This window comes from Bacillus sp. LQ01 (assembly GCF_057624735.1).
This window is the reverse complement of the sequence record NZ_JBYEZL010000005.1, coordinates 1-19,237: the sequence shown is the minus strand read 5'-3', so window position 1 is coordinate 19,237 and position 19,237 is coordinate 1. Positions and strand designations below refer to the sequence as shown.

General features: G+C 33.2%; 16 protein-coding genes. 4 read left to right on the top strand and 12 right to left on the bottom strand.

Features of this window, described 5'->3' with window-relative positions; genetic code table 11:
• The first annotated feature begins 180 nt into the window (after positions 1 to 180).
• The gene (locus AC22L0_RS24585; RefSeq protein ID WP_087965519.1) at positions 181 to 1,077 is read left to right on the top strand and encodes an Rpn family recombination-promoting nuclease/putative transposase; all 897 of its coding nucleotides are present in this window, start codon (positions 181 to 183) and stop codon (positions 1,075 to 1,077) included.
• A 562-nt stretch (positions 1,078 to 1,639) separates the two neighbouring features.
• Positions 1,640 to 2,191 carry a hypothetical protein gene (locus AC22L0_RS24580; RefSeq protein ID WP_087965515.1) on the top strand — a complete coding sequence of 184 codons (552 nt, stop codon included), beginning with the start codon at positions 1,640 to 1,642 and terminating at the stop codon, positions 2,189 to 2,191.
• A gap of 286 nt (positions 2,192 to 2,477) precedes the next feature.
• Here the strand turns inward: AC22L0_RS24580 and AC22L0_RS24575 are convergent, their stop codons facing one another.
• The 7 genes from AC22L0_RS24575 to AC22L0_RS24545 all read right to left on the bottom strand — a co-directional run bounded on the left by AC22L0_RS24575 (position 2,478) and on the right by AC22L0_RS24545 (position 8,041).
• Positions 2,478 to 2,729, bottom strand: a complete 252-nt coding sequence (locus tag AC22L0_RS24575) for a SunI/YnzG family protein (protein ID WP_065705835.1) — start codon at positions 2,727 to 2,729, stop codon at positions 2,478 to 2,480.
• A gap of 269 nt (positions 2,730 to 2,998) precedes the next feature.
• A complete protein-coding gene (locus AC22L0_RS24570) occupies positions 2,999 to 4,414 on the bottom strand; it encodes a homocitrate synthase/isopropylmalate synthase family protein (protein WP_139848281.1) in 1,416 nt (471 codons plus the stop codon).
• Positions 4,414 to 5,475 (bottom strand): alpha/beta hydrolase, encoded by a 1,062-nt coding sequence (locus tag AC22L0_RS24565; RefSeq protein ID WP_139848279.1) that lies wholly within the window; start codon positions 5,473 to 5,475, stop codon positions 4,414 to 4,416. Before AC22L0_RS24565 ends, AC22L0_RS24570 begins: the two co-directional genes overlap by 1 nt.
• Before the next feature lie 14 nt (positions 5,476 to 5,489).
• Positions 5,490 to 5,927 (bottom strand): DUF441 family protein, encoded by a 438-nt coding sequence (locus AC22L0_RS24560; protein WP_487272464.1) that lies wholly within the window; start codon positions 5,925 to 5,927, stop codon positions 5,490 to 5,492.
• A gap of 14 nt (positions 5,928 to 5,941) precedes the next feature.
• On the bottom strand, positions 5,942 to 6,835 hold the full coding sequence (locus tag AC22L0_RS24555) for a HesA/MoeB/ThiF family protein (protein ID WP_377827115.1): 894 nt from the start codon (positions 6,833 to 6,835) through the stop codon (positions 5,942 to 5,944).
• The gene (locus AC22L0_RS24550) at positions 6,822 to 7,670 is read right to left on the bottom strand and encodes a HesA/MoeB/ThiF family protein (protein ID WP_087965507.1); all 849 of its coding nucleotides are present in this window, start codon (positions 7,668 to 7,670) and stop codon (positions 6,822 to 6,824) included. Before AC22L0_RS24550 ends, AC22L0_RS24555 begins: the two co-directional genes overlap by 14 nt.
• Positions 7,671 to 7,912: 242 nt before the next feature.
• Positions 7,913 to 8,041 (bottom strand): hypothetical protein, encoded by a 129-nt coding sequence (locus tag AC22L0_RS24545; RefSeq protein WP_180985147.1) that lies wholly within the window; start codon positions 8,039 to 8,041, stop codon positions 7,913 to 7,915.
• An 836-nt stretch (positions 8,042 to 8,877) separates the two neighbouring features.
• On the opposite strand from AC22L0_RS24545, the gene AC22L0_RS24540 reads away from it, so the two are divergent.
• Positions 8,878 to 10,428: an NPP1 family protein gene (locus AC22L0_RS24540; protein ID WP_487272463.1), complete on the top strand. Its 1,551-nt coding sequence runs from the start codon at positions 8,878 to 8,880 to the stop codon at positions 10,426 to 10,428.
• Positions 10,429 to 10,747: 319 nt separating this feature from the next.
• Here AC22L0_RS24540 and AC22L0_RS24535 read toward each other — a convergent pair whose 3' ends face one another.
• The 5 genes from AC22L0_RS24535 to AC22L0_RS24515 all read right to left on the bottom strand — a co-directional run bounded on the left by AC22L0_RS24535 (position 10,748) and on the right by AC22L0_RS24515 (position 17,528).
• Positions 10,748 to 11,827 carry a sensor histidine kinase gene (locus AC22L0_RS24535; RefSeq protein WP_087965504.1) on the bottom strand — a complete coding sequence of 360 codons (1,080 nt, stop codon included), beginning with the start codon at positions 11,825 to 11,827 and terminating at the stop codon, positions 10,748 to 10,750.
• The gene (locus AC22L0_RS24530) at positions 11,824 to 12,537 is read right to left on the bottom strand and encodes a response regulator transcription factor (protein WP_139848273.1); all 714 of its coding nucleotides are present in this window, start codon (positions 12,535 to 12,537) and stop codon (positions 11,824 to 11,826) included. The genes AC22L0_RS24535 and AC22L0_RS24530 overlap by 4 nt, the downstream gene beginning before the upstream one ends.
• Before the next feature lie 394 nt (positions 12,538 to 12,931).
• Positions 12,932 to 15,130 carry a binary toxin-like calcium binding domain-containing protein gene (locus AC22L0_RS24525; protein ID WP_487272462.1) on the bottom strand — a complete coding sequence of 733 codons (2,199 nt, stop codon included), beginning with the start codon at positions 15,128 to 15,130 and terminating at the stop codon, positions 12,932 to 12,934.
• A gap of 668 nt (positions 15,131 to 15,798) precedes the next feature.
• A complete protein-coding gene (locus AC22L0_RS24520; protein WP_087965498.1) occupies positions 15,799 to 16,017 on the bottom strand; it encodes an alpha/beta-type small acid-soluble spore protein in 219 nt (72 codons plus the stop codon).
• A 338-nt stretch (positions 16,018 to 16,355) separates the two neighbouring features.
• Positions 16,356 to 17,528 (bottom strand): tyrosine-type recombinase/integrase, encoded by a 1,173-nt coding sequence (locus AC22L0_RS24515; RefSeq protein WP_087965496.1) that lies wholly within the window; start codon positions 17,526 to 17,528, stop codon positions 16,356 to 16,358.
• A 403-nt stretch (positions 17,529 to 17,931) separates the two neighbouring features.
• Here AC22L0_RS24515 and AC22L0_RS24510 point away from each other — a divergent pair, with 403 nt between their 5' ends.
• Entirely contained in the window at positions 17,932 to 18,933 is a 1,002-nt protein-coding gene (locus AC22L0_RS24510; RefSeq protein ID WP_487272461.1) for a helix-turn-helix domain-containing protein, read from the top strand.
• The last annotated feature ends 304 nt before the right edge of the window (positions 18,934 to 19,237 follow it).

Below are 19,237 nucleotides of genomic sequence, written 5' to 3'. Positions count from 1 at the left end.
TAAAAAGTGGAGGAGCTTCTTAAGATTTTCTTAACAAACAGTTTCCTATTGTAAAAAAGAACCCTTCCTTTAAGAGAAAGATTTATCCCTATATAAATCATAGGAGATTGTTTGCATATTGACTTTAGTTTTATGTACAATAAAGGTAAAGATATAGTCTGAAACAGGAAGAGGAAAACCATGTCCAATTCATTAGTAAATTTACGTATCGATTTTGCATTTAAGCAGTTATTTGGCACAAATGGGAATGAAGATATTTTAGTTGCTTTTTTAAATGCCATATTAAAAGATTCTTTAGAATCACCTATTGTTGCCTTACAATTAGAAGATCCACATTTGCATCGAGAATATGAAGAAGATAAATTATCGATTTTAGATATTTCGGCTACATTAAATACAGGTACAAAGGTAAATGTAGAAATACAATTGAATAATAATCACGATATGATTAAACGAAGCTTGTATTATTGGGGAAGGTTATACACCTCTCAATTGCAAAAAGGAATGCCTTATAGCTCACTTCATAAAACGATTACCATAAACTTATTAAACTTTGTGATGTTTCCAGAATATGAAGCGTTTCATACAACAGGAATCCTTTGGAATCAACAACAACAAAAGTTATTAAGTGATGATATAGAAGTTCATATTGTAGAGATTCCAAAGTTACTACAGCAATGGCGTGAAGAAAAAGTTAATCCGTGGGAAGATTCGTTTGTTCGTTGGTTATTATTGTTACCAGCGAATGAAGATGAGTATCTCACACAAACATTGGAGGACATTGCCATGAATCAAGATCCGATTTTACAAAAAGCAATGAATAAGTGGGAACGTATGAGTCAAGATTCTTCTTTTCGTCAAGCATATGAAGCAAGAGAAAAGGCCTTAATGGATGAGGCTGCAAAGTTTGCTCATGCTCGTAATGAGGGAAAAAAAGAAGGAATTCAAGAAGGGGTTCAGCAAGGGAAAATACAGATGATTAAAGGTATGCATGAACTTAGTGTACCACTTGAAACGATTGCTAAAGCCAGTAAATTAGGCATAGATGAGGTTGAACGTATTTTAGCACAAAAATAATCAACAACAAAAAAGAGCCTATTAATTAGGTTCTTTTTTTGAGTTATTTGTAACAATTTTTATCGTTTTCCGACAGAAGACTCCTTCCTCAAAAATGTGAAGGTGTGAAACACTAATTTTGGGTGGGAGATGAATGTCGGTTGGCATAAGCCAACATGTTTGCTACCATATATTTGTACAGATTGCTCTTTGAAAACCTTATATCTTCTTCTAAAATCTAATGTGATTCTTAGACAAGTGGAAAAGTGCCGGTTTGAAAAAGTCTAATCGTTTATAAAAAAGATGAATTGCAATAACTTAGGGGTCTGTTTAGCCATGGAACGAAATCATGCAATAAGCATTAGTGAACATTCAAAACAATACCGAAGGTATTAGCTGAATGAGTATGAGACACCGATATCGTACATATTTCAGAGAAATGTCGGCAAAATTTTTTCAAGAGCTAATCTTATTGTTTACAATAAGTCACATTGACAAATATGAGTATATTAAATATAGTACTATTTGATAATTATTATATTATTTATAGACTTGACCCGTCGGCACGAGGAGGATATATAAAATGCATGCATTCAAACGAAAGTCCATTAAACTTTCCATTTTAGGTATAGTTATTTTTTTAGTATTAGGGGGACTAGGACTTTTCCTCATCAATAAGGGGTTTATTTCAATTTTCCAAGATAAGGTTTATAAACAAACTGATAAAAATCCAATCCATTTTAAAGAAATTGATACGTTTTTATTTACTACACATATACCAGAGGGGCATGAAGCGATTTGGAACCAACTACAACAATATGAAGAGCAAAAAGATTTACGAATCAGCATGGCAAACTTAGTAGATATAAAATCCCAACAAACAAGAGAATTAACCACGAAAAAATACAGTCCTTTCTTTCATGTATCAAATTATTCAGAAAGTAAGGTACCCATAAAGGTAACATTATATAAAAATCATGAAGTCAAGTATGAAAAGACATTGCAACCAGGTGATATGTTTGAAAGAAACGAACAACTAGGTCGAGGTAAATATAGTCTAAAACTAGAATGTATAGGTCAAGGTTATTGCAAAGCTAAAGGAGCTATAACTACTGGGGATATTAATTGGGATTAGGAAAAAGCTAAGGAAGACTTTCTCATTTTGAAAGTCTTCCTTTTTATATAAGTTGCATCTAGCTTCCAAGATAATATTCTTTTTGAACTGTTTCTCTTTAAAGTATTGCATTTGTGATTCTCTTTACTCCTTTTTTCAAGAATGTAAATTCAATTACACAACTTCGCAACAGAACCTAAGAAACCACGAATTTTTTAGAAAAAGCTTGGGAGTTTTCACAGCTTATTTACTACTCATATAAAGATCAATTTTGTACCAGGGTCTTTTTAAGTATCTTTTAAAATAATTAAAGGTTAATTTTATTTAGAAGTGCTAACTTATTAGTTGTAAATAATAAGTAATCTAATTTCTTTGTTCTAATAAAGATATGTTCTGAATGCTGAAAGCATTTTCCGATATTAACCACTTTAGTAGTGTCTGTAATATTATTATTATTTTTATAAACTTTAAGTATGTCCTCTAAGGGAATACTTATCATTGCACTTTGCCATATAATAGTCATTGTTTCTTTTGATTTTATAATTTCAATTTCTTTCATATTACTATTAACTCCCTAATATATTTAAGTTTGTTTATATAATATAAACTCAATATTAAGAGCATAAACCCTCCAATTTCATTAATATTTTCACAGCCATTTTGTAAATACAAGTATTTATGAAAAAAGAGGATTAATTAATCCTGTACCCATATATTTTGAGATAGGGCGCTATAGGGACGCAGCAAAAATTCCTTCTTTTTGGGGCCATTCAAAGAAACAGATAGGATTCAAAAAATCAATTGGATCCCATCTGTTTCTAATCTTTGTTAATATATATATAATTTCGAAAGATCTTCTTCTAACAAACTGGAATTATAATTAGGGGCTAGTACAATGTTTGTGTATGTTCCTACACCTGAAAGGTACTTGTATTTATGTTTAAAACCGGATGGAATAAAAACAGATGCAGGGCTTTCAATGACTTCCACGTCTCCTTCGATTTCCACTTCACATATAAGCCCTGTCCCATCTATGTTATTACCCCAAAAAATAAAAGCACTATCACAATGATGTGCATGATAATCCACATGCCCTTCCAAGTTTTCGTCCATATGTTGATTACAGAATATACGTTGTATTACATAAAATGATGCACGCTCATCTGTTCTATGATCCATTTGTACCCATCGTTCCCCTGGTCCATCCCTATGATACAAAAGTTCAGACGCCCCTTTTACAAATGGTTTGCTAACGCGTAAATTCTTTGAAAGGCGAGGGCCTTTTCTTTCTACCCGTTTTTGTTGTATCTTCCTCACTCTTCCTATCATTTCAGGTTGAATTCCTTCATATGCTAAAACATTATGATTCACAGCTTTTATGTGATAAGGTGCTATATGTGTAAAAACATTTTTTCCAATGATAGGTCTCCAATGATCAACTTTACAACCTGTAGCCAATTGAAGAGATTGTGTTAATTCTGGAATCATTTTTAATTGAAAGTATTGATTATATTTTTGTGATAACAGAACAGATAAATTTAGTAAATCAACAATCCCAGCCCGTTCACCTATCCCGCATAAAGTTGCATCAATGACAGAAGCCCCAGCATCAATAGCCGCAAGAGCATTCGCTAGTGCTAGTCCTAAATCATTATGTAGGTGTACTTCAATTTCACAGGGGAATGTTTCAACCGCTTTCTTGACTATGGTTGCACACTCATTAGGTTCCCAAATTCCCACCGTATCAGCTAAGCTAATTCGATTTGCTCCAGCTTCAGATGCAATGTGTCCAAGGTAAGCGATATCTTCCCAGGTAGTTCTGGAAGCATCTTCAATTGTAAATCTGGTTTTCATTCCTAAAGTGTTAGCTTCTTCAATTGCTTCCTTCACTTGGCTTACCACATAATCTTTTGATCGATTGGTATACTTTGTTTGCAAAGAAATTGGATTAATAGACGCCCAAATTCCTACCCAATCGGCACCTGCTCGATAAGCAGCATGAACTTCTTCTTTTTTTGCTCGAGCATGCATTAAAATATCAGCATGTTCTGCAGAGGCAGCAACCTCTTGGCAGATCTCCTCTTCTTCACGAGAAACCCCAGGATGTCCAACCTCAATTAAGGTGATTCCAAAATCCTCCATCGTATGAAGCAGGTTAATTTTATCTTCTTTTGAAAAACGGACGCCACATTGTTGTTCGCCTTCGCGTAAAGTGGCATCTAATATTGTTATATTCTGGCTCATTACTCTTTTCCTTCTTTCATTTCTATAAAGTTCAATACTTGTTCAAATAGTATAGGGTGATTTTTTTCATAAACAGCCCAGTGCGTAGCATCAGGAATCACAACTTCCTTTTTGTGTTTGGCACCTGTTAATTTTGACAACATATCTCTATCGGCAAATAAATCATCTTCTCCATAAATAACCAGCACAGGAGAAGTAATCTGAGATGTATCATATAAAGGACGGTTATTCCAAATAGAATATAAATCTTCAAGAGGCCCCATCGGTCGACGAATTACGCCATTATTTTTCTCGCTAATTGGATCTGAGCGAAGAAATACTTCTTTTACAGAATCCATAGCTTCATTTGTTACAATTTTTTTCTCGCCCATCATCATATGCCAGTGATGCATTCCTTTATCAAAGTCTACAGCTTGATAAGAGGGTGCATGAGGATTAAATTCCCCTCGCTGTAACGGATTGTCAAAGGGCTCTGTCATCATTGGAAGCTTAAATCCATGCATGTATCCATATAAAACAAGTGTATTAACATCATTAGAATGTGATATTGCATAATTTCCAGCTACCACTCCCCCATATGACCAGCCAACAAGATGAATTTTTTTTACATTCCTTTTACTTTTAATCCAATTCACAACCGTTTCTAAATCTTTTGTTGCATCGTCCAAATGAATGATTGGTTTATTTTGGTTAGGCGGTTCTGACATTTCTTTCGGTCTTGAAGATTGCCCAAATCCTCTAAAATCCATTGCCCACGTGTCATATCCTTTTTTAGCATACGCATCCATCCATGAGTATTTTGATACATCAAAAGCTTCTGCAGTAGGAACGCTAAACGGTTCTAAAAACAAAATGATTTCGTCAGATGTATACTGTTTTTTGGTATTTATACTTTTATGAAGTAAAAATAATGTTTCGTCTTCTTGTGAAATTTTATATTCTTCTTTTGCTATTTTAGATTCTTTGCTCTTCTTTGGAACCTCTTGGTGATTAGAACAGCTAGACAGTAAAAGAATAAAGAATACTCCTATTAAACTTATATATTTCCAATTTTTCTTCATTTTTAAATTCCCTTTCATTTCATAGAAATGATGGCTATAATTCCAGCTGCAATAATTAATCCAGCTGGTAACCCCTTTGTAAACAATACGGCAATTAGAGTACCAATTAAAACGCCTAATAATATGGTAGGATTCATAGGTAGAACCCCTACCCCTTTTCCTCCTATAAACGACACCATAAAACCCGCTAAAATTGATCCCAAACCAATAGGAGAGGTAATACATTTTATTATGTTTTCAATGGTAATCTTCCCAGATGTGATGGGCACTAAAAGAAATAACATGAGAAAGAAAATTCCAATCGGAAAGGCATATTGTTGAATATAATGCAATATCGCTTTTTGCCCAATAGCAAGCAACAAACCTAGTAAACTTGCGGCACTAGCTAATGCATAATCTTTAACAACCAAAGCGAGTATAAAAATAATTCCTAGCAGTATAAAAGAAACCATATATTTTCCCTCTTCTATAAAGTTGTATAATTCCAACTGCCGTTTTCAGGTTCACATACCTGTACCATATTTGGATCTGAAAGGTTAATTTGTATAATATTTGGACTGGTTATAGGTTGTAAATCTTCTCGATTTACAATAAACTTGAATGCTTCAAAGCTTGCTAGAATCCCAACAATATTTGCAACAGGAGATAGTACAGCCCATGGGCGATCTTTTTTCACATAGCTATTCGCCCACTGTTCATCTGCACCATGTTTGATAGAATACAGAGCACGTCCATCTTTTAAACTATGAATTCTATTTTGCATTTCAGGCGTCAGTTCTTGTTGATAAGACGGATATCCTAATGCAATTTCATAAGGGACAGATTCAGGAGTTAATGACATTACCCCACCTCTAAAAGGAGGAGTAACAGCAATCCAGATAGAAGGAATTCCTAAAGCTTGAGCCGTACGGTGAATAATAACTCTTGCGACCAAATTATCAGTAGCATCTATAATGATATCTGTATTTGCTAGCAGATCTTTTGCGTTATTTTCTGTAACAAACTCTTGTGTGATCTTTACTTGTAGTAAAGGATTAATGTCTTTTAAGGTTTCTAGAGCCACAAGTGCCTTTGACTTCCCTAAATTACTTATAGAGCTAAGCATTTGTCGATTAATATTACTCGCTTCAAAAACATCCTGATCAATCACATGAAGATTTCCTATCCCCATTCGTGCCAACTGGATAAGTGTAATCCCCCCTACTCCTCCAGCACCCACTACAGTAACACGAGCATTCTTTAATTTCTTCTGTTCTTCTATAGAAATTACACCAATATTTCGTGTAAAGCTCTCTTCATATATATTTTGTGTATTTAAATTTTCAGTGAACAAATTTGCTTCCCCCTTATAATGTTGCATAATCCCAACCGTTTTCTGGTGCTTCTTTTACCTGGACAGGAGTAAGACTATCTACATCTATAACTATGCCCTTTGGTGCTCTAGCTAAAGGTTCACGACCTGTTAGCACTTGAATTGCTTCATGAAAACTAAAAAGTGATAAAAGATGAGCACGCATAGGGGTAATAATCCACCCTACTTTTCCATCGCAAAAATCTTGTGCCCAATCTTCTGGTGCTCCTTTTTCGACTGAATACCATGCTCTTTTTTTCTTGACATCAGCAATTTGTTGCCTTAGTTTAGGATCTGTTAATTTTGAACCTACAATCGACACATTCAATGCCTCCTCATAAGGAATTCCAGTTGGATAGAATGTAGAAACAAATCCTCTTGTAGGTGGACTACCTGACATCCCTACACTCGGTATACCTAATTCCCTAGCTGTTCTATGTATAATTACCCTGGAAGGCATATCATCGACAGCTTCTACCACAATATCGTGTCCTTTTATCAGTTCCATTACATTGTCTTCATCTACTTTTGCTTGTAAGAAGTTTGTTGAAATATAGGGATGTATATCTTTTACTACCTGTTCTGCAACTTTTGCTTTTGGTGTTCCCACCACACTAGAAAGGGCTAACATTTGTCTGTTTATATTAGATATTTCAAATTCATCTGGATCGACCCCTGTAATATGCCCAATCCCCATCCTAGAAAAGAGGATTGCTTCGTAACCTCCTACTCCCCCTAACCCAAAGATAATTACTCTTTTATTCCTAAGACATTCTTGTTCCGCTTTTGAATAAACACCAATATTCTTTTTTACCATTTCCCAGTAATAGGAATCCATATCCATTTCAAAACCTCCTGTATATGTAATAATTATTTTGAAAAAGACTAGCTATATAAAATAATCATTACATATAACAATAAGATTGAAATATGTTATTTTTGTGAGTTATCTGTAAAAAGAAATAAAATTTTCAAGTTATTTATCTTTTGGGTTCTAATGCTGGAGATAAAAGACTTTGAATCTCTTGAGCAAATAGTTGTAATTCATCAGATACAGAAATAGACATACAAAAACGCTATCCTTCCCTATTGCCATTGCACCGTTAGATTGTAAATAGTACCAACTTCTATTTTTTGTAACCAATTTGTTTTCATTGATCCATTTGCATTTAAGTAGTACCAATTTTTATTTTCTTTCAACCATACAGTAGACATAGCGCCGTTATTATCAAATTAATACATTTTTCCATTCATAGTATTAAATTTTGTAGCCTTGGGACCTTTTTCATAAGAGTAGTACCATTTTCCATTGATATTTTCCAATCTTTAACCATCGTTCTATCTTCGTTACATTGTAGATATCATTACACATCTAGTAGCTTAAGAAATTAATTGTCCCAAAAATGAAAAATATAAGTCAAATTCTCATTAATAACTGTAAAAAGATAGGGTTTTCGTTATTAAAACTTTTTAGCAGAACCTGTTAACCTTCGGAAATCATCGATGTCATCTTTTGTTTTTTAATAATTCTGATATATTGTAGACAAATTTCGACAATATATGCTATATTTTACCCAAGCATCAAATGGTTAGAATCTTCAAACTAATTTGGTAGTAACTATAATATTTGTTTGAAATTTATCTAATCTTGATTCTGTTTGTGAAGTAGCTCTATATTCAACTAGAGAGGAGGAAATGTAAAAAGGTATAAGAATGATTAACTATTATGAATATGCATTACATCAACTGTTTCGAATGATTCAGAAGGATTTTAGACAGTGGCTTCTAATTAAATTCAGTGATTAGAGTAGATTGATTGTTTTTACTTTATTACTAGTAAATGATGTTAGCGCTTTTATTGGAAAAGAAGATGTTGGAAATGATGCAATTGTCTATGTATCGTATATTCGGAAAAATTTATCATGATGATTTTTTAAAGAGGACTTATATAGAAAGGAGAGATTTATATATAAGTAATATCAATTCTGGATAAACTCAGCTAAGTTCTGTTGTAACTATCGATTAAATTCATTTCATTTAGGAGGGGTAATATGAAATTAATATCAAAGATAGTAATGACTGCGTTAATTGTATTAAGTACATTTGCATTCAACTTAGGTGGACAATTTGATAAGGATTATCTTTCTAGCTCAAAAGCATATGCGGATGTAATCAAGGCACTCCCACAAAATGCGTCAAATATAGAGTTAGAGTATGCTCCTGTGTATGACTACGACACAGACGGGTGTTATGCGACTGCAGCAATTTCTCCAGATGGCACGACTAACCCTGGTCTAAGTTTGGGCGGTTCGCTGAGCGGTAACTGTAGAGATCTTCGCCAACTGGAAAATTCAAACACTTATTCTCGGGCCAAATCAAATAATGGTTGGACTGCAATTATGTATGCGAGTTACTTTGAGAAAGATCAAATGACTCCCAACGCTGCTGTGGGTGGACATCGACATGACTGGGAACACACAATAGTTTGGGTTAAAGATGGTCAGGTTCAATATGTAACTTATTCAGCACATGGTAACTGGTACACTAATCCTCGCTCAAGCGTCAGATTCGATGGAAAACACCCGAAAATTGTATACCATAAGGACGGCTGGGGGACACATGCTTTTCGCCTGGCTAATAGCAATGACGAGCCGCCAGAAAACCATTATCACCAGTGGCTCCATCTACCAATGGTTGGTTGGAATGGCTATCCAAGCCTAGCTATTCGAGAAAAATTAATGACTACGAACTTTGGATCTGCAACAATTGAAATCAAAGATGGAAATTTTGAAAAATCCCTTGAGGAAGCAAAGCCACCTATTAGCTTTGACCCTTACGCACCGGAACTGGAAGATGGTGGTACTTACCAAATAGTTTCTACTTTAAATAATAGTAGTGTCGTTGACTTAAATCAAGCAGATGGAAATGTTCTGTTGTGGCAAAATGGCAACGCTAATAATCAAAAATGGAAGCTAGTATATGATTCAAATAAAAATGCATATCAATTTAAAAGTGTCACAAATGAAAATTTTATATTAACCTGGAATGATTCTAATGGTTCCAATAATGTAGTTGCTGCATCTAATCAAAATAAGGAAGAGCAATATTGGATACCAACAGAAGCAGGAAATGGATATTATTATGTAAGAAATAAGAAGGATCCAAGCAAAGTGTTAGATGTAAGTGGTTCTGGTACTGCAAATGGAACAAATGTTACAGTATATAATTTCCATGGTGGTAATAATCAAAAATTCAAATTGTCTAATGTAACAGGAAATTTAACAAGAGAGATAGATTCACTTTATCGTGCGCAGCCTGGTCAAAGCAGCAGATCAAGTGATAATTTTTCACTTGATCATCTTGCGGCAGGTACCAAAGTACGAGTTGTTTTGGAAGGAGAAGGTGCTACCTCTTTGTCATTTAGTGTTGCAAAAGATATACGTAATGGTTCAGACCGTGGGATTTGGTCAAATGTTAGAGATGGTTCTATTCTAACGATTCCTTCAGGAGATGATAGAAAGAATTTGTATATCGCAGGCCCTCCTAGTGGATATACTTCTAACGGTACATTTAAAGTGAAATTCTACGCTCTTCCAAACTAAAAAATATTATATCTATTCCTTTTATATTAATCTAATTAGAAAAGGAGTATGCATATTTCAAAAGTTTTTTCGGCTTGCTCGATTGGATTAACTATATTAATAGGAAATATAGTATTCTGTTGCAGAAGTTTTCTCCACTTAAAAATATAGGATAAACATAAATTCCTCGTTATAATATTAAAAAAGTAAATTACCAATCCAAAACTTTACTTTTGGGAATATCAATTGATATTCCCACCTCCTATAAAGAGAGAAGAAGTTATATCCTTCTTCTCTCTTTATTTTCAAGAATTTCATATTTGATAAAACACCCTAAATATTATAAATATCTTTCAATAGTCTTATTTTTTTCTAATGTTATGGGAAGAGTAAACCAAAATTCACTTCCTTGTTTATCATCTAAACGATTTCGCATTCCGATTTTTCCATTATGTAGTTCAATCAATGATTTTGCAATAGCTAGCCCGAGGCCCGAACCTCCTGACTGTGAACTTCTCGATTGATCTGTTCTATAGAAACGTTCAAATATACGTAATTGGTCACTTGAAGAAATACCTTTCCCCTCATCACGTATAATAAATTCTACTTGTTGAGTTTGCTTATCTTCTTCTACAATTAATACGATTTCTCCCGACACTGGGGAATATCGAATAGCATTATGTAATAGATTACTCATAACACGTACGATTTTACATGGCATAATCCAAAGTTGAGGTAGTGTATCAGAGACGTGTATTTTTAATTCAATCTGTTTTTCTGACAATAAAACCGAATGAGACTCCAGTACCTCTAATAGAACGTTGTCCACATGAGATAAACTTGGGTGAAAATCATCTTGTCCACTCTCTAACTTGGAAAGATCGAATAGGTTGTTAATTAGCCCACTTAATCGTTGAATTTCTTTTAGAATTGTGGCTAAGTACTTCTTTTTCATTCCAGGATCTTCAATTAGATTATCTTGCAAAGCCTCAATCATTAATTGCATGCTAGACATAGGTGTTCGTAAATCATGTGAAATATTCGTAACTAGCTCATTACGTGCTTTTTCTGCTTCTTCTAATTTGGTAAATCCCTCTTCTAAATTTTGAGCCATCTGCTGAAAAGCAGTTGCCAATTCTTTAAACTCTCGTGGTTCTTTCCCAATTATGTAAGTTGTCTTGAACTGCCTATCACCAAATTGTTTTGTTAATTCCATTAAGTTTTGGATAGACCTCATAATTGGGCGTGTCATTAGCCAAAAAATAATTGTTGAACCAATCGTTGCTAAAATAGCAATTCCTGTTAATAATTTTGTTTGTTCAGGTGCAAGTAACATTCTCTTATCACTATACCAAATAGCAATCAACATGATACTGGTGCTAAATAGATTCATGAGTAATAATTGATATCGTAATTTCATGTTTCATTTCCTCCATTTGGCTCAAAACGATAACCAATGCCCCAAACCGTATGAATCCAACGTGTTTGTTTTGCATGCTTCTCCAATTTTTCTCGTAAACGCCCTATTAATACAGTAACTGTATTCGTATTTCCTTCATATTCAAAATCCCAAATGAGATCCAAAAGTTGTGATCGAGAAAAAACCTGCTTTGGGTGCTTAGCCATGATACATAGCACTTCAAACTCTTTAACTGTTAACTCCACTTTATTTCCGTAAACAAATACGCATCGTGTATTTGGATAAATTTCTAAACCTAGAAATTCTATCACTTGTGATACAGGCTCTTTCTCTGGGAGTGCTATCTGATTACCTCTTCTCAATATAATTTGAACCCTTAATACTAATTCACGGGGTGAAAAAGGTTTTGCCACGTAATCATCTGCCCCCATTGTTAAGCCTAAAATTCTATCCCTTTCTTCTCCCCTAGCAGTCAACATTATAATAGGGACATTGGATTGTTGACGAATTTTCTCACATAATTCCCAACCATCCATTTTTGGTATCATCAAATCTAAAATAATTAAGTCAGGTTGATATTGATTGAGTCTATTCCATCCCTCTTCTCCATTTATAGCTGTATAGACTTCATACCCTTCCCTATCTAAGTACCTCTTACATACTTCCAGGATATTTGCTTCATCCTCTATAATTAAAATTCTGTTTTTCACCCGTACAACTCCTTTGCTTTTCACTACTAATGAAAAAGATAATTCTCTGATAAAATTGCCTCTCATAAATTTTTAAAAGTTATATACAATGATGATAACTAACAAATGTATTCAATCTGAATCATATCTCCCTTGAAATCAGCATAAAACATTATACAAGTTCTTACGATTGTTTGCCCATATAAAAAAACGTGATCCCCCTTTTTTAGTCTTGGGGCATCACGTTTTTTTAGTTTAATGGCGAGATTACCTTATCCCCTATTACCCTTTGTTTCATACGTTCTAACAGCCATGTATAGTTGATATTAGATGGCGTTGTCTGTTCTTATCCAAAGCTTTTCTTTATTTGCAACAATTGGAGCTAGTCCTTTATCTGCAAAAGAATTGCTCTCTTTTACTGAGCTCTAGTTAGATTCCATATATTATTCCCATTACCAGTAGCGTATTTCATATAATTATTGTCATATTCCCGCTGTATATAGTTACCATTAGATTGTATTTTGAACAGTTTATAGAATGTTGGACTATCGGATACAGAATTAAATTTAAAAGTACTTGCATTTCGTTTTTGGTCTAAATGAATATAACCATCCTGAAGTTTTAAATAGGCATAATCTGAATAAATAGGATTTGCGAATTTAATTAATACCTCTTCATCTTTTTTGATCGATTGTCCAGGTTTAGGTTGACCTACTCTTTCGATAACTAGATTCACTTTTTCAGAGCTAGAAAGTTCACTCTGAAGGTATTCCCATTTATTGCTGGCATGATGACTTCCCCAATATCTTTTATATGTGTCTGGATTATTATCTGCTATAGTATAAGAAGCCCCCTCTACAACAAATTCACCTGAATTATCTACTACATAATTATCAAATTCGGCATTATATTTAACAACGGTAGAAATCTTGTTTGTAGGTAATTTATTTTGTGAATCCTGGACTTCAAATGTAACTTTATTTGACGGTAAAAATTCACCAAATGGTACATTTTCTCTAGACTCATATATGTGTCCATTCCCACTTCTAACTAATGTTACTTTTTTCGTAGAACCTTGTCTAGTTTCATAGGAAGCGGAGATTTCATTTTTTGCTCCAAATAAACCAGGTGAGATTGTTGCACGAATCTTTTTTGTAATAGGATCATAACTACTTTCTTCTAATTTTGGTGGCTGTAAGTTTTCGAAAGCCCCGTGTTTAGCGTTAGTATATAAACCCACATTCTCATTATTTTTATAATTTTCCAATGTAGTACCATAACTAGCTGCATTGGAAGATGAAACAACTTCTATAGAATTATTTCTTGTAGACTTGCTCACAATATTATTTACTTTACTTGTATCTATATTTATATGTTTAAACACTTCGTTATATGATAAAGCTGGATACTCACCGCGAGATCCCTTTGGAGTATATACTCTAAACTTAGGCTTATTTCCAATGTCTGTTTCTAATTCCTCTGTAGTTGCATTTACTCTAGATTCATATTTTCCTGAATCTCCTAAATTCATGAATTCTCCATCTTTCTCGATAGATACATCCATTGTACTTGTAGGTAACACTTCAATCGCAAGAAGCTCCCCTTGTTCAACGGCTTTTAATTCATCTAACGATAAGAAAATATTCACATCTGCTTGTCCCTCTAAACTGTCGATGACTACTTCTGTTTTATTTCGTCCACCTTTTTCAGTACTTAGGTAGTTTGCCTTATAACGATCTTGTGTTGCTTTTACAGTATTAATAATTTTATTTCCTAAACGAATATTAAAATGCGGTGATACATTTTCAGCAGATGAGGTACCTACATTTTTATATTCCAGGTGTACGCGTACTTTTGCTGCTTTCGCTGTATCCACAGTTGTTGCGGTAGACCAATCAAAATTATTTGTATAACTCTCCGTTTCAGTAGTTGTTTTTGAATATCCGTATCCCACGTTTACTGAAACACTTCCGGAAGGAACAGGACCGGCTGCTGAGCCTTCTACACCACCGGTACCAGTTAGGCCTACATTAAATGAATGTTGTGTGGCTACACTTTTTTCCCATCCTCTGCTGATCGATCCACCGTTATTATCCGTAATGGTTGCAATAGGGATTACTTCGATTCGTTTCAAACCAATTTGTAGATTGGGTATATTAGCAACTATAGGGTTAAAGTCCGTATCAGAATTACTGTTATAATTCTCAACTTCATACATGTCTGTAAAAGGATCTCCATCTGAATTTGCACTCATAGGATTTGAAATAAATTTGAGCTTTCCTTTATCCTTCTCGGGATCCCATGCTAGTGCTTCATTTTTTCCGGTTTTTCGATTAAACTCAATTTTATAACCATTCTTCTCCAAATCGTTTGAGATACCATCGTTATCCCAATCATTATTTTGAACATCAATGTTTTCTTTCATCAACTTTCCTATTTTATCATTAGTATCATAAACAGGATTTTTTCCTTCTTTTGCATTTGCATCTTCTTTAAATACTTCAACTTTGCTTCCTTCCGTTGGAAGACTTGTTTCTGCTAATGCAGGTGAAGCTAGTGTTAAAGCCATTGTTAAACTCCCTACTACACTAAGCGTGGGTTTTAATTTCTTCATCTTTGTTTTCCTCCAAATTGCCTTTATATAATTTAAATACCGATTAGAAATAAAATATTTTTAAAAGAGTATTTTTTAACTTGACCTCATCATATCCGTTAAGTCTTACAAAACGCTAACGTAAATATAACAAAAGTCTTGCAAAGCTATAAAAAATTAAATTAGTGGTTTTTTTGCAAAATTTTTAAATACCCCAAAATAGTAAATGAAGTACATATTACCCTACTTATACTTATAAATTTTATATGCAAAACTATTAAATTTGCTTATAGGGGTCACCATACATCACTATCAAGCTAAGCTCATACAACATCAATCATAGTAGAGGTTGCTTCTTTTTTCTAAAGGCTACTGTGTAGGAAATGGTGCCCCCTATTTATCGATCAATATCAATGGTTAATTAAAGCGATGACCTCACTACTTATAGGTTTTTAATAAATTAGTATAAAAATAATAAAATATAAAAAGAATATGTTAAATAGCTCTTAATCTACTTGTAATGGATTATTTTTAATTCAGCCCTTATCGTATTACCTTATTGAATAAAACCTCTTATAAAAGAATCTGAAAGGTCGTTTTTAAGTTATAAAAACTAATTTTCAGATTCTTTGTAAATAAAAAGAAAAAGGGTCCGTTTTATGGGCCCTTTTTTCTTTTATTATTTTAACTTAATGTAATCTGTGTTGTCCTGATAATTGCTCTTCAGCCATTCGAACTAGGCGTTTTGTAATTTCTCCACCGACAGAGCCGTTTGCACGTGATGATGTATCTGGTCCAAGTATGACTCCTAATTCACGGGCAATTTCATACTTCATTTGCTCAATAGCACTTGCTGCAGCAGAAATAAGAATTTCATTTGTATTACTTTCGTGTCTTTGAATATTCATAATTGCACCTCCACTATATTTGTATATAACATGTGCTTAATTATAATATTTATACGTAAGTAAACTATTTTCTTCTATTATTTTTAGGAGAATTCTTTTTCGTTCTCTCTTTACCATATTCCACTAACTGAATTTGAAACACATCTGAATCCTGAATTCCTAACACATTCATTTCTTCTCTAAATGAACGCCAGGACTCTACCTTTATTGATTTTTCTTGGTCATTTCTTAATGTGTAGATTCTTGAGTACTATATAATTAAACCTTCTCACATGTTAAATAATGTACATTTAATTATGTAATAAATACACAATTAAACAATTTTTCATATTAAAATTTCAAACCAACATATCCGCAAATGAAGTCCCCACATTATTCTTCCGTTTCATATGTTTTTCTAAATAAATCTTTGTTGTTTGGATATTTTCATGACCAAGTGTTTGCATTAAATGATATAAATCTGCATTTCCTTGTTCAACTGCCATGATTGCAAAAGCATGACGGAATGTATGTGCCGTTACAGGATTTTCACGATACTTTAGAAAATCTAAATTTGTCTTTTTTATCATGTCTGTTACCTGATTTGATAACGTTTTTGGATTATAAAAATTCCCTCTTTGATTTACGAATAAAGGACATTCATCTCCCCGATCCAATATAGTTTGGAATCCTCTTCTCCGTCTCATTTCGCTAATACATTGGAATAAATGCTCAGGAATGAAAAGTTCACGTGCTTTATCTCCTTTTCCTGTGACTTTTAACCAATACTTTCCGTCATAATGTAAGTCTTTCACTCTCGCGGTGCACAATTCTTGAATTCTTGCACCGGTACTTGCTAGAGCTAGTAAAATTGTATAGTTTACTAAATGCCCTTTCTCTTTATAAAACCCTAAAATTTTCATCACTTCATCATAAGATAAATCCCGATTTGGCCGGTCCTGTTCATTTACATTAGCGCGCTGCAGTTCTTCATGAAGAGGTTTTTCAATGTAAGAAAATACATGAAGATGTTTTAGAAAAGAACGAATGAGCACTGTTTTCTTTGCAAGTGTTGCCACTGCATATGTTTCCCCATTCCTACCGTTCTCTACCTGCTTCAACCAAGCATTATATTTACGAATATGCCAAGGCTGTAATGTTTTTAATAAAGATTCATTTTGTTGTACTTCTTCCCCACTCAATTCAAATTCTTCTGCATACTGCACCATGCACTGACAAAATGATAAGATTTCGGACACGTAACTCTTTTTCGTATCCTCTTTTCTATTCTTCTTTTCATCCATATCTTTTTGTAAATGTACAAAATGATAAATGACTTCTATATCACTTAAATACGTATACTTACCCTTCCCCTCTTTTTCTGCAACCTCCATCTTCTCTTCCACCTTATCTACATAACCATTGTTATGCAGATAAGGAATGATACCACTTATATTCTCTACATATATATACATATACTTACTCTTATCATTTATAATAGGTACATTTTCATTTATATTGTTTTTACCCATAAGTCGAATTCACCTCTCCTATTGAAGATTATGAATATAATTCTCTTTATTACCTATAAATATTATTTTATTTCACTTCTATCTATTATACAAATGATAATTCATATTCTTTCTGTAAGAATCCTACATTCTTCTCTATTATCTTATTATTATATTTTTTTATAATTTATTAGTAAATAGATATCGTTTAATTGTTTACTATTTAATATTAAAATTCCATTTATAATAAAGTAAACCTTAAAATTTTATTAAAATATAAAACAAATTACAAACTTTTTTAAATTATAAAAATGTATAAGAACTTTAATAAATTCTATTTCTTATTTTAAATATAAATCATATTCTGATATGATAGATACATATCTAAAATACTAGTAAACAATAGTTATGGAGGTGTCCCTACATGACACAAGATTTATTGTTCATTACAAAACCTACTGTAACGACAAAAGAGGCAGCCGGCTTATTAGGCGTAACGGTACAAACAATTTTACAAAAAGAAAAAGATGGATTAATAGAATGTGTATATAAAGATAACTGGAAGCAATTCGGTAGTAAGATTTTCTATTTAGAGGATATTGAACGTTTAAAGAATATTGAAGAGGTTGAAGGATATAGCACAAAAGAAGCAGCTGAAATCCTCAATGTAGCACCATCTACAGTCTTTACCTATATCAAATCTGGTAAATTACCTGCAACAATGGTAGAAAAACGAGGAAAACAAGTATATATTATCGATTCGGAAGAGCTAGAGATTTTTATGCTTGATTATGAAAAAACTAAAACAAAAGAGCGGAAAACATTCATTACTAAGATTCAAGAGGAAGAGATATATTTATATCAATCATTAACACATCAACACACTGGAAAAGCAGCTAGGGTAATAGAGATCAATGGAGCAGATGGCAAGATTCTTACAGAAGATGAAGAAATTTTCCCTCTATCCACTTATAAGGAGCGTAAGTATTCCTTTGAGCCTTTCCATAAACAAGCTGTAATTACGAAACGTGGGTATTTATCTTTTTCATTTAAAAAACCTCAGCTATTTCATTCCATCACTTATAATCTAATAAATATATTTTATAAAGAGCTAGGTGTCACAAATATGCGATTGAGTGTTTCATCTGATACTATCAAATTAGAAATTAAACCTTTCGTATTACAAGTTGATCCATTGCAGTTTCAAGAGGAGATTAAATACTTACATTCTCATATGAAATCCGGCACGATACTTCCGCACGTAGAAGGTATTTACTTTAAAAGTAATGTAGAGTCATTAACGTTTCATGCAGATCATGAATTCAAGCAAAAAATAGTGCAAATGGCTGCCGATGCAGGTATGGGACAGGAAGAATTCTTATTACAAGCTGTAAAATCTTATATAAGAGATTTAGAACAACGATAAATATTTATAAAAAGAAAAAGCGTAGAAATTGAATCTTTCTACGCTTTTTAAAATATTCAATTTACATACTCATTTCCATGAAATCACCATATGCAATATCACCTTAATAGGAATGTTAATTATTTCAAATTAAGCCAATATTTGCAGAAAAACCATATATACTATATTGGGTAGCACCACACATCCATCAACTTAAGGTATATTTTTAAACAAAATGCGGTCTTTCCATATAGTTTTTTATTATCTTTTGTAGATTTTATAAAAGCGGGCATATCAAATAAACCCTGACGGGTTTCAATTTTTT

Excerpts from the sequence above, each read along its gene's own strand:
- AC22L0_RS24565 (WP_139848279.1), bottom strand. The coding sequence starts at position 5,475 with ATGAAGAAAAATTGGAAATATATAAGTTTAATAGGAGTATTCTTTATT.
- AC22L0_RS24545 (WP_180985147.1), bottom strand. The coding sequence starts at position 8,041 with ATGTCTACTGTATGGTTGAAAGAAAATAAAAATTGGTACTACTTAAAT.
- AC22L0_RS24585 (WP_087965519.1), top strand. The coding sequence starts at position 181 with ATGTCCAATTCATTAGTAAATTTACGTATCGATTTTGCATTTAAGCAG.
- AC22L0_RS24575 (WP_065705835.1), bottom strand. The coding sequence starts at position 2,729 with ATGAAAGAAATTGAAATTATAAAATCAAAAGAAACAATGACTATTATA.
- AC22L0_RS24555 (WP_377827115.1), bottom strand. The coding sequence starts at position 6,835 with ATGCAACATTATAAGGGGGAAGCAAATTTGTTCACTGAAAATTTAAAT.
- AC22L0_RS24550 (WP_087965507.1), bottom strand. The coding sequence starts at position 7,670 with ATGGATATGGATTCCTATTACTGGGAAATGGTAAAAAAGAATATTGGT.
- AC22L0_RS24540 (WP_487272463.1), top strand. The coding sequence starts at position 8,878 with ATGAAATTAATATCAAAGATAGTAATGACTGCGTTAATTGTATTAAGT.
- AC22L0_RS24525 (WP_487272462.1), bottom strand. The coding sequence starts at position 15,130 with ATGAAGAAATTAAAACCCACGCTTAGTGTAGTAGGGAGTTTAACAATG.
- AC22L0_RS24510 (WP_487272461.1), top strand. The coding sequence starts at position 17,932 with ATGACACAAGATTTATTGTTCATTACAAAACCTACTGTAACGACAAAA.
- AC22L0_RS24560 (WP_487272464.1), bottom strand. The coding sequence starts at position 5,927 with ATGGTTTCTTTTATACTGCTAGGAATTATTTTTATACTCGCTTTGGTT.
- AC22L0_RS24520 (WP_087965498.1), bottom strand. The coding sequence starts at position 16,017 with ATGAATATTCAAAGACACGAAAGTAATACAAATGAAATTCTTATTTCT.
- AC22L0_RS24535 (WP_087965504.1), bottom strand. The coding sequence starts at position 11,827 with ATGAAATTACGATATCAATTATTACTCATGAATCTATTTAGCACCAGT.
- AC22L0_RS24580 (WP_087965515.1), top strand. The coding sequence starts at position 1,640 with ATGCATGCATTCAAACGAAAGTCCATTAAACTTTCCATTTTAGGTATA.
- AC22L0_RS24570 (WP_139848281.1), bottom strand. The coding sequence starts at position 4,414 with ATGAGCCAGAATATAACAATATTAGATGCCACTTTACGCGAAGGCGAA.
- AC22L0_RS24515 (WP_087965496.1), bottom strand. The coding sequence starts at position 17,528 with ATGGGTAAAAACAATATAAATGAAAATGTACCTATTATAAATGATAAG.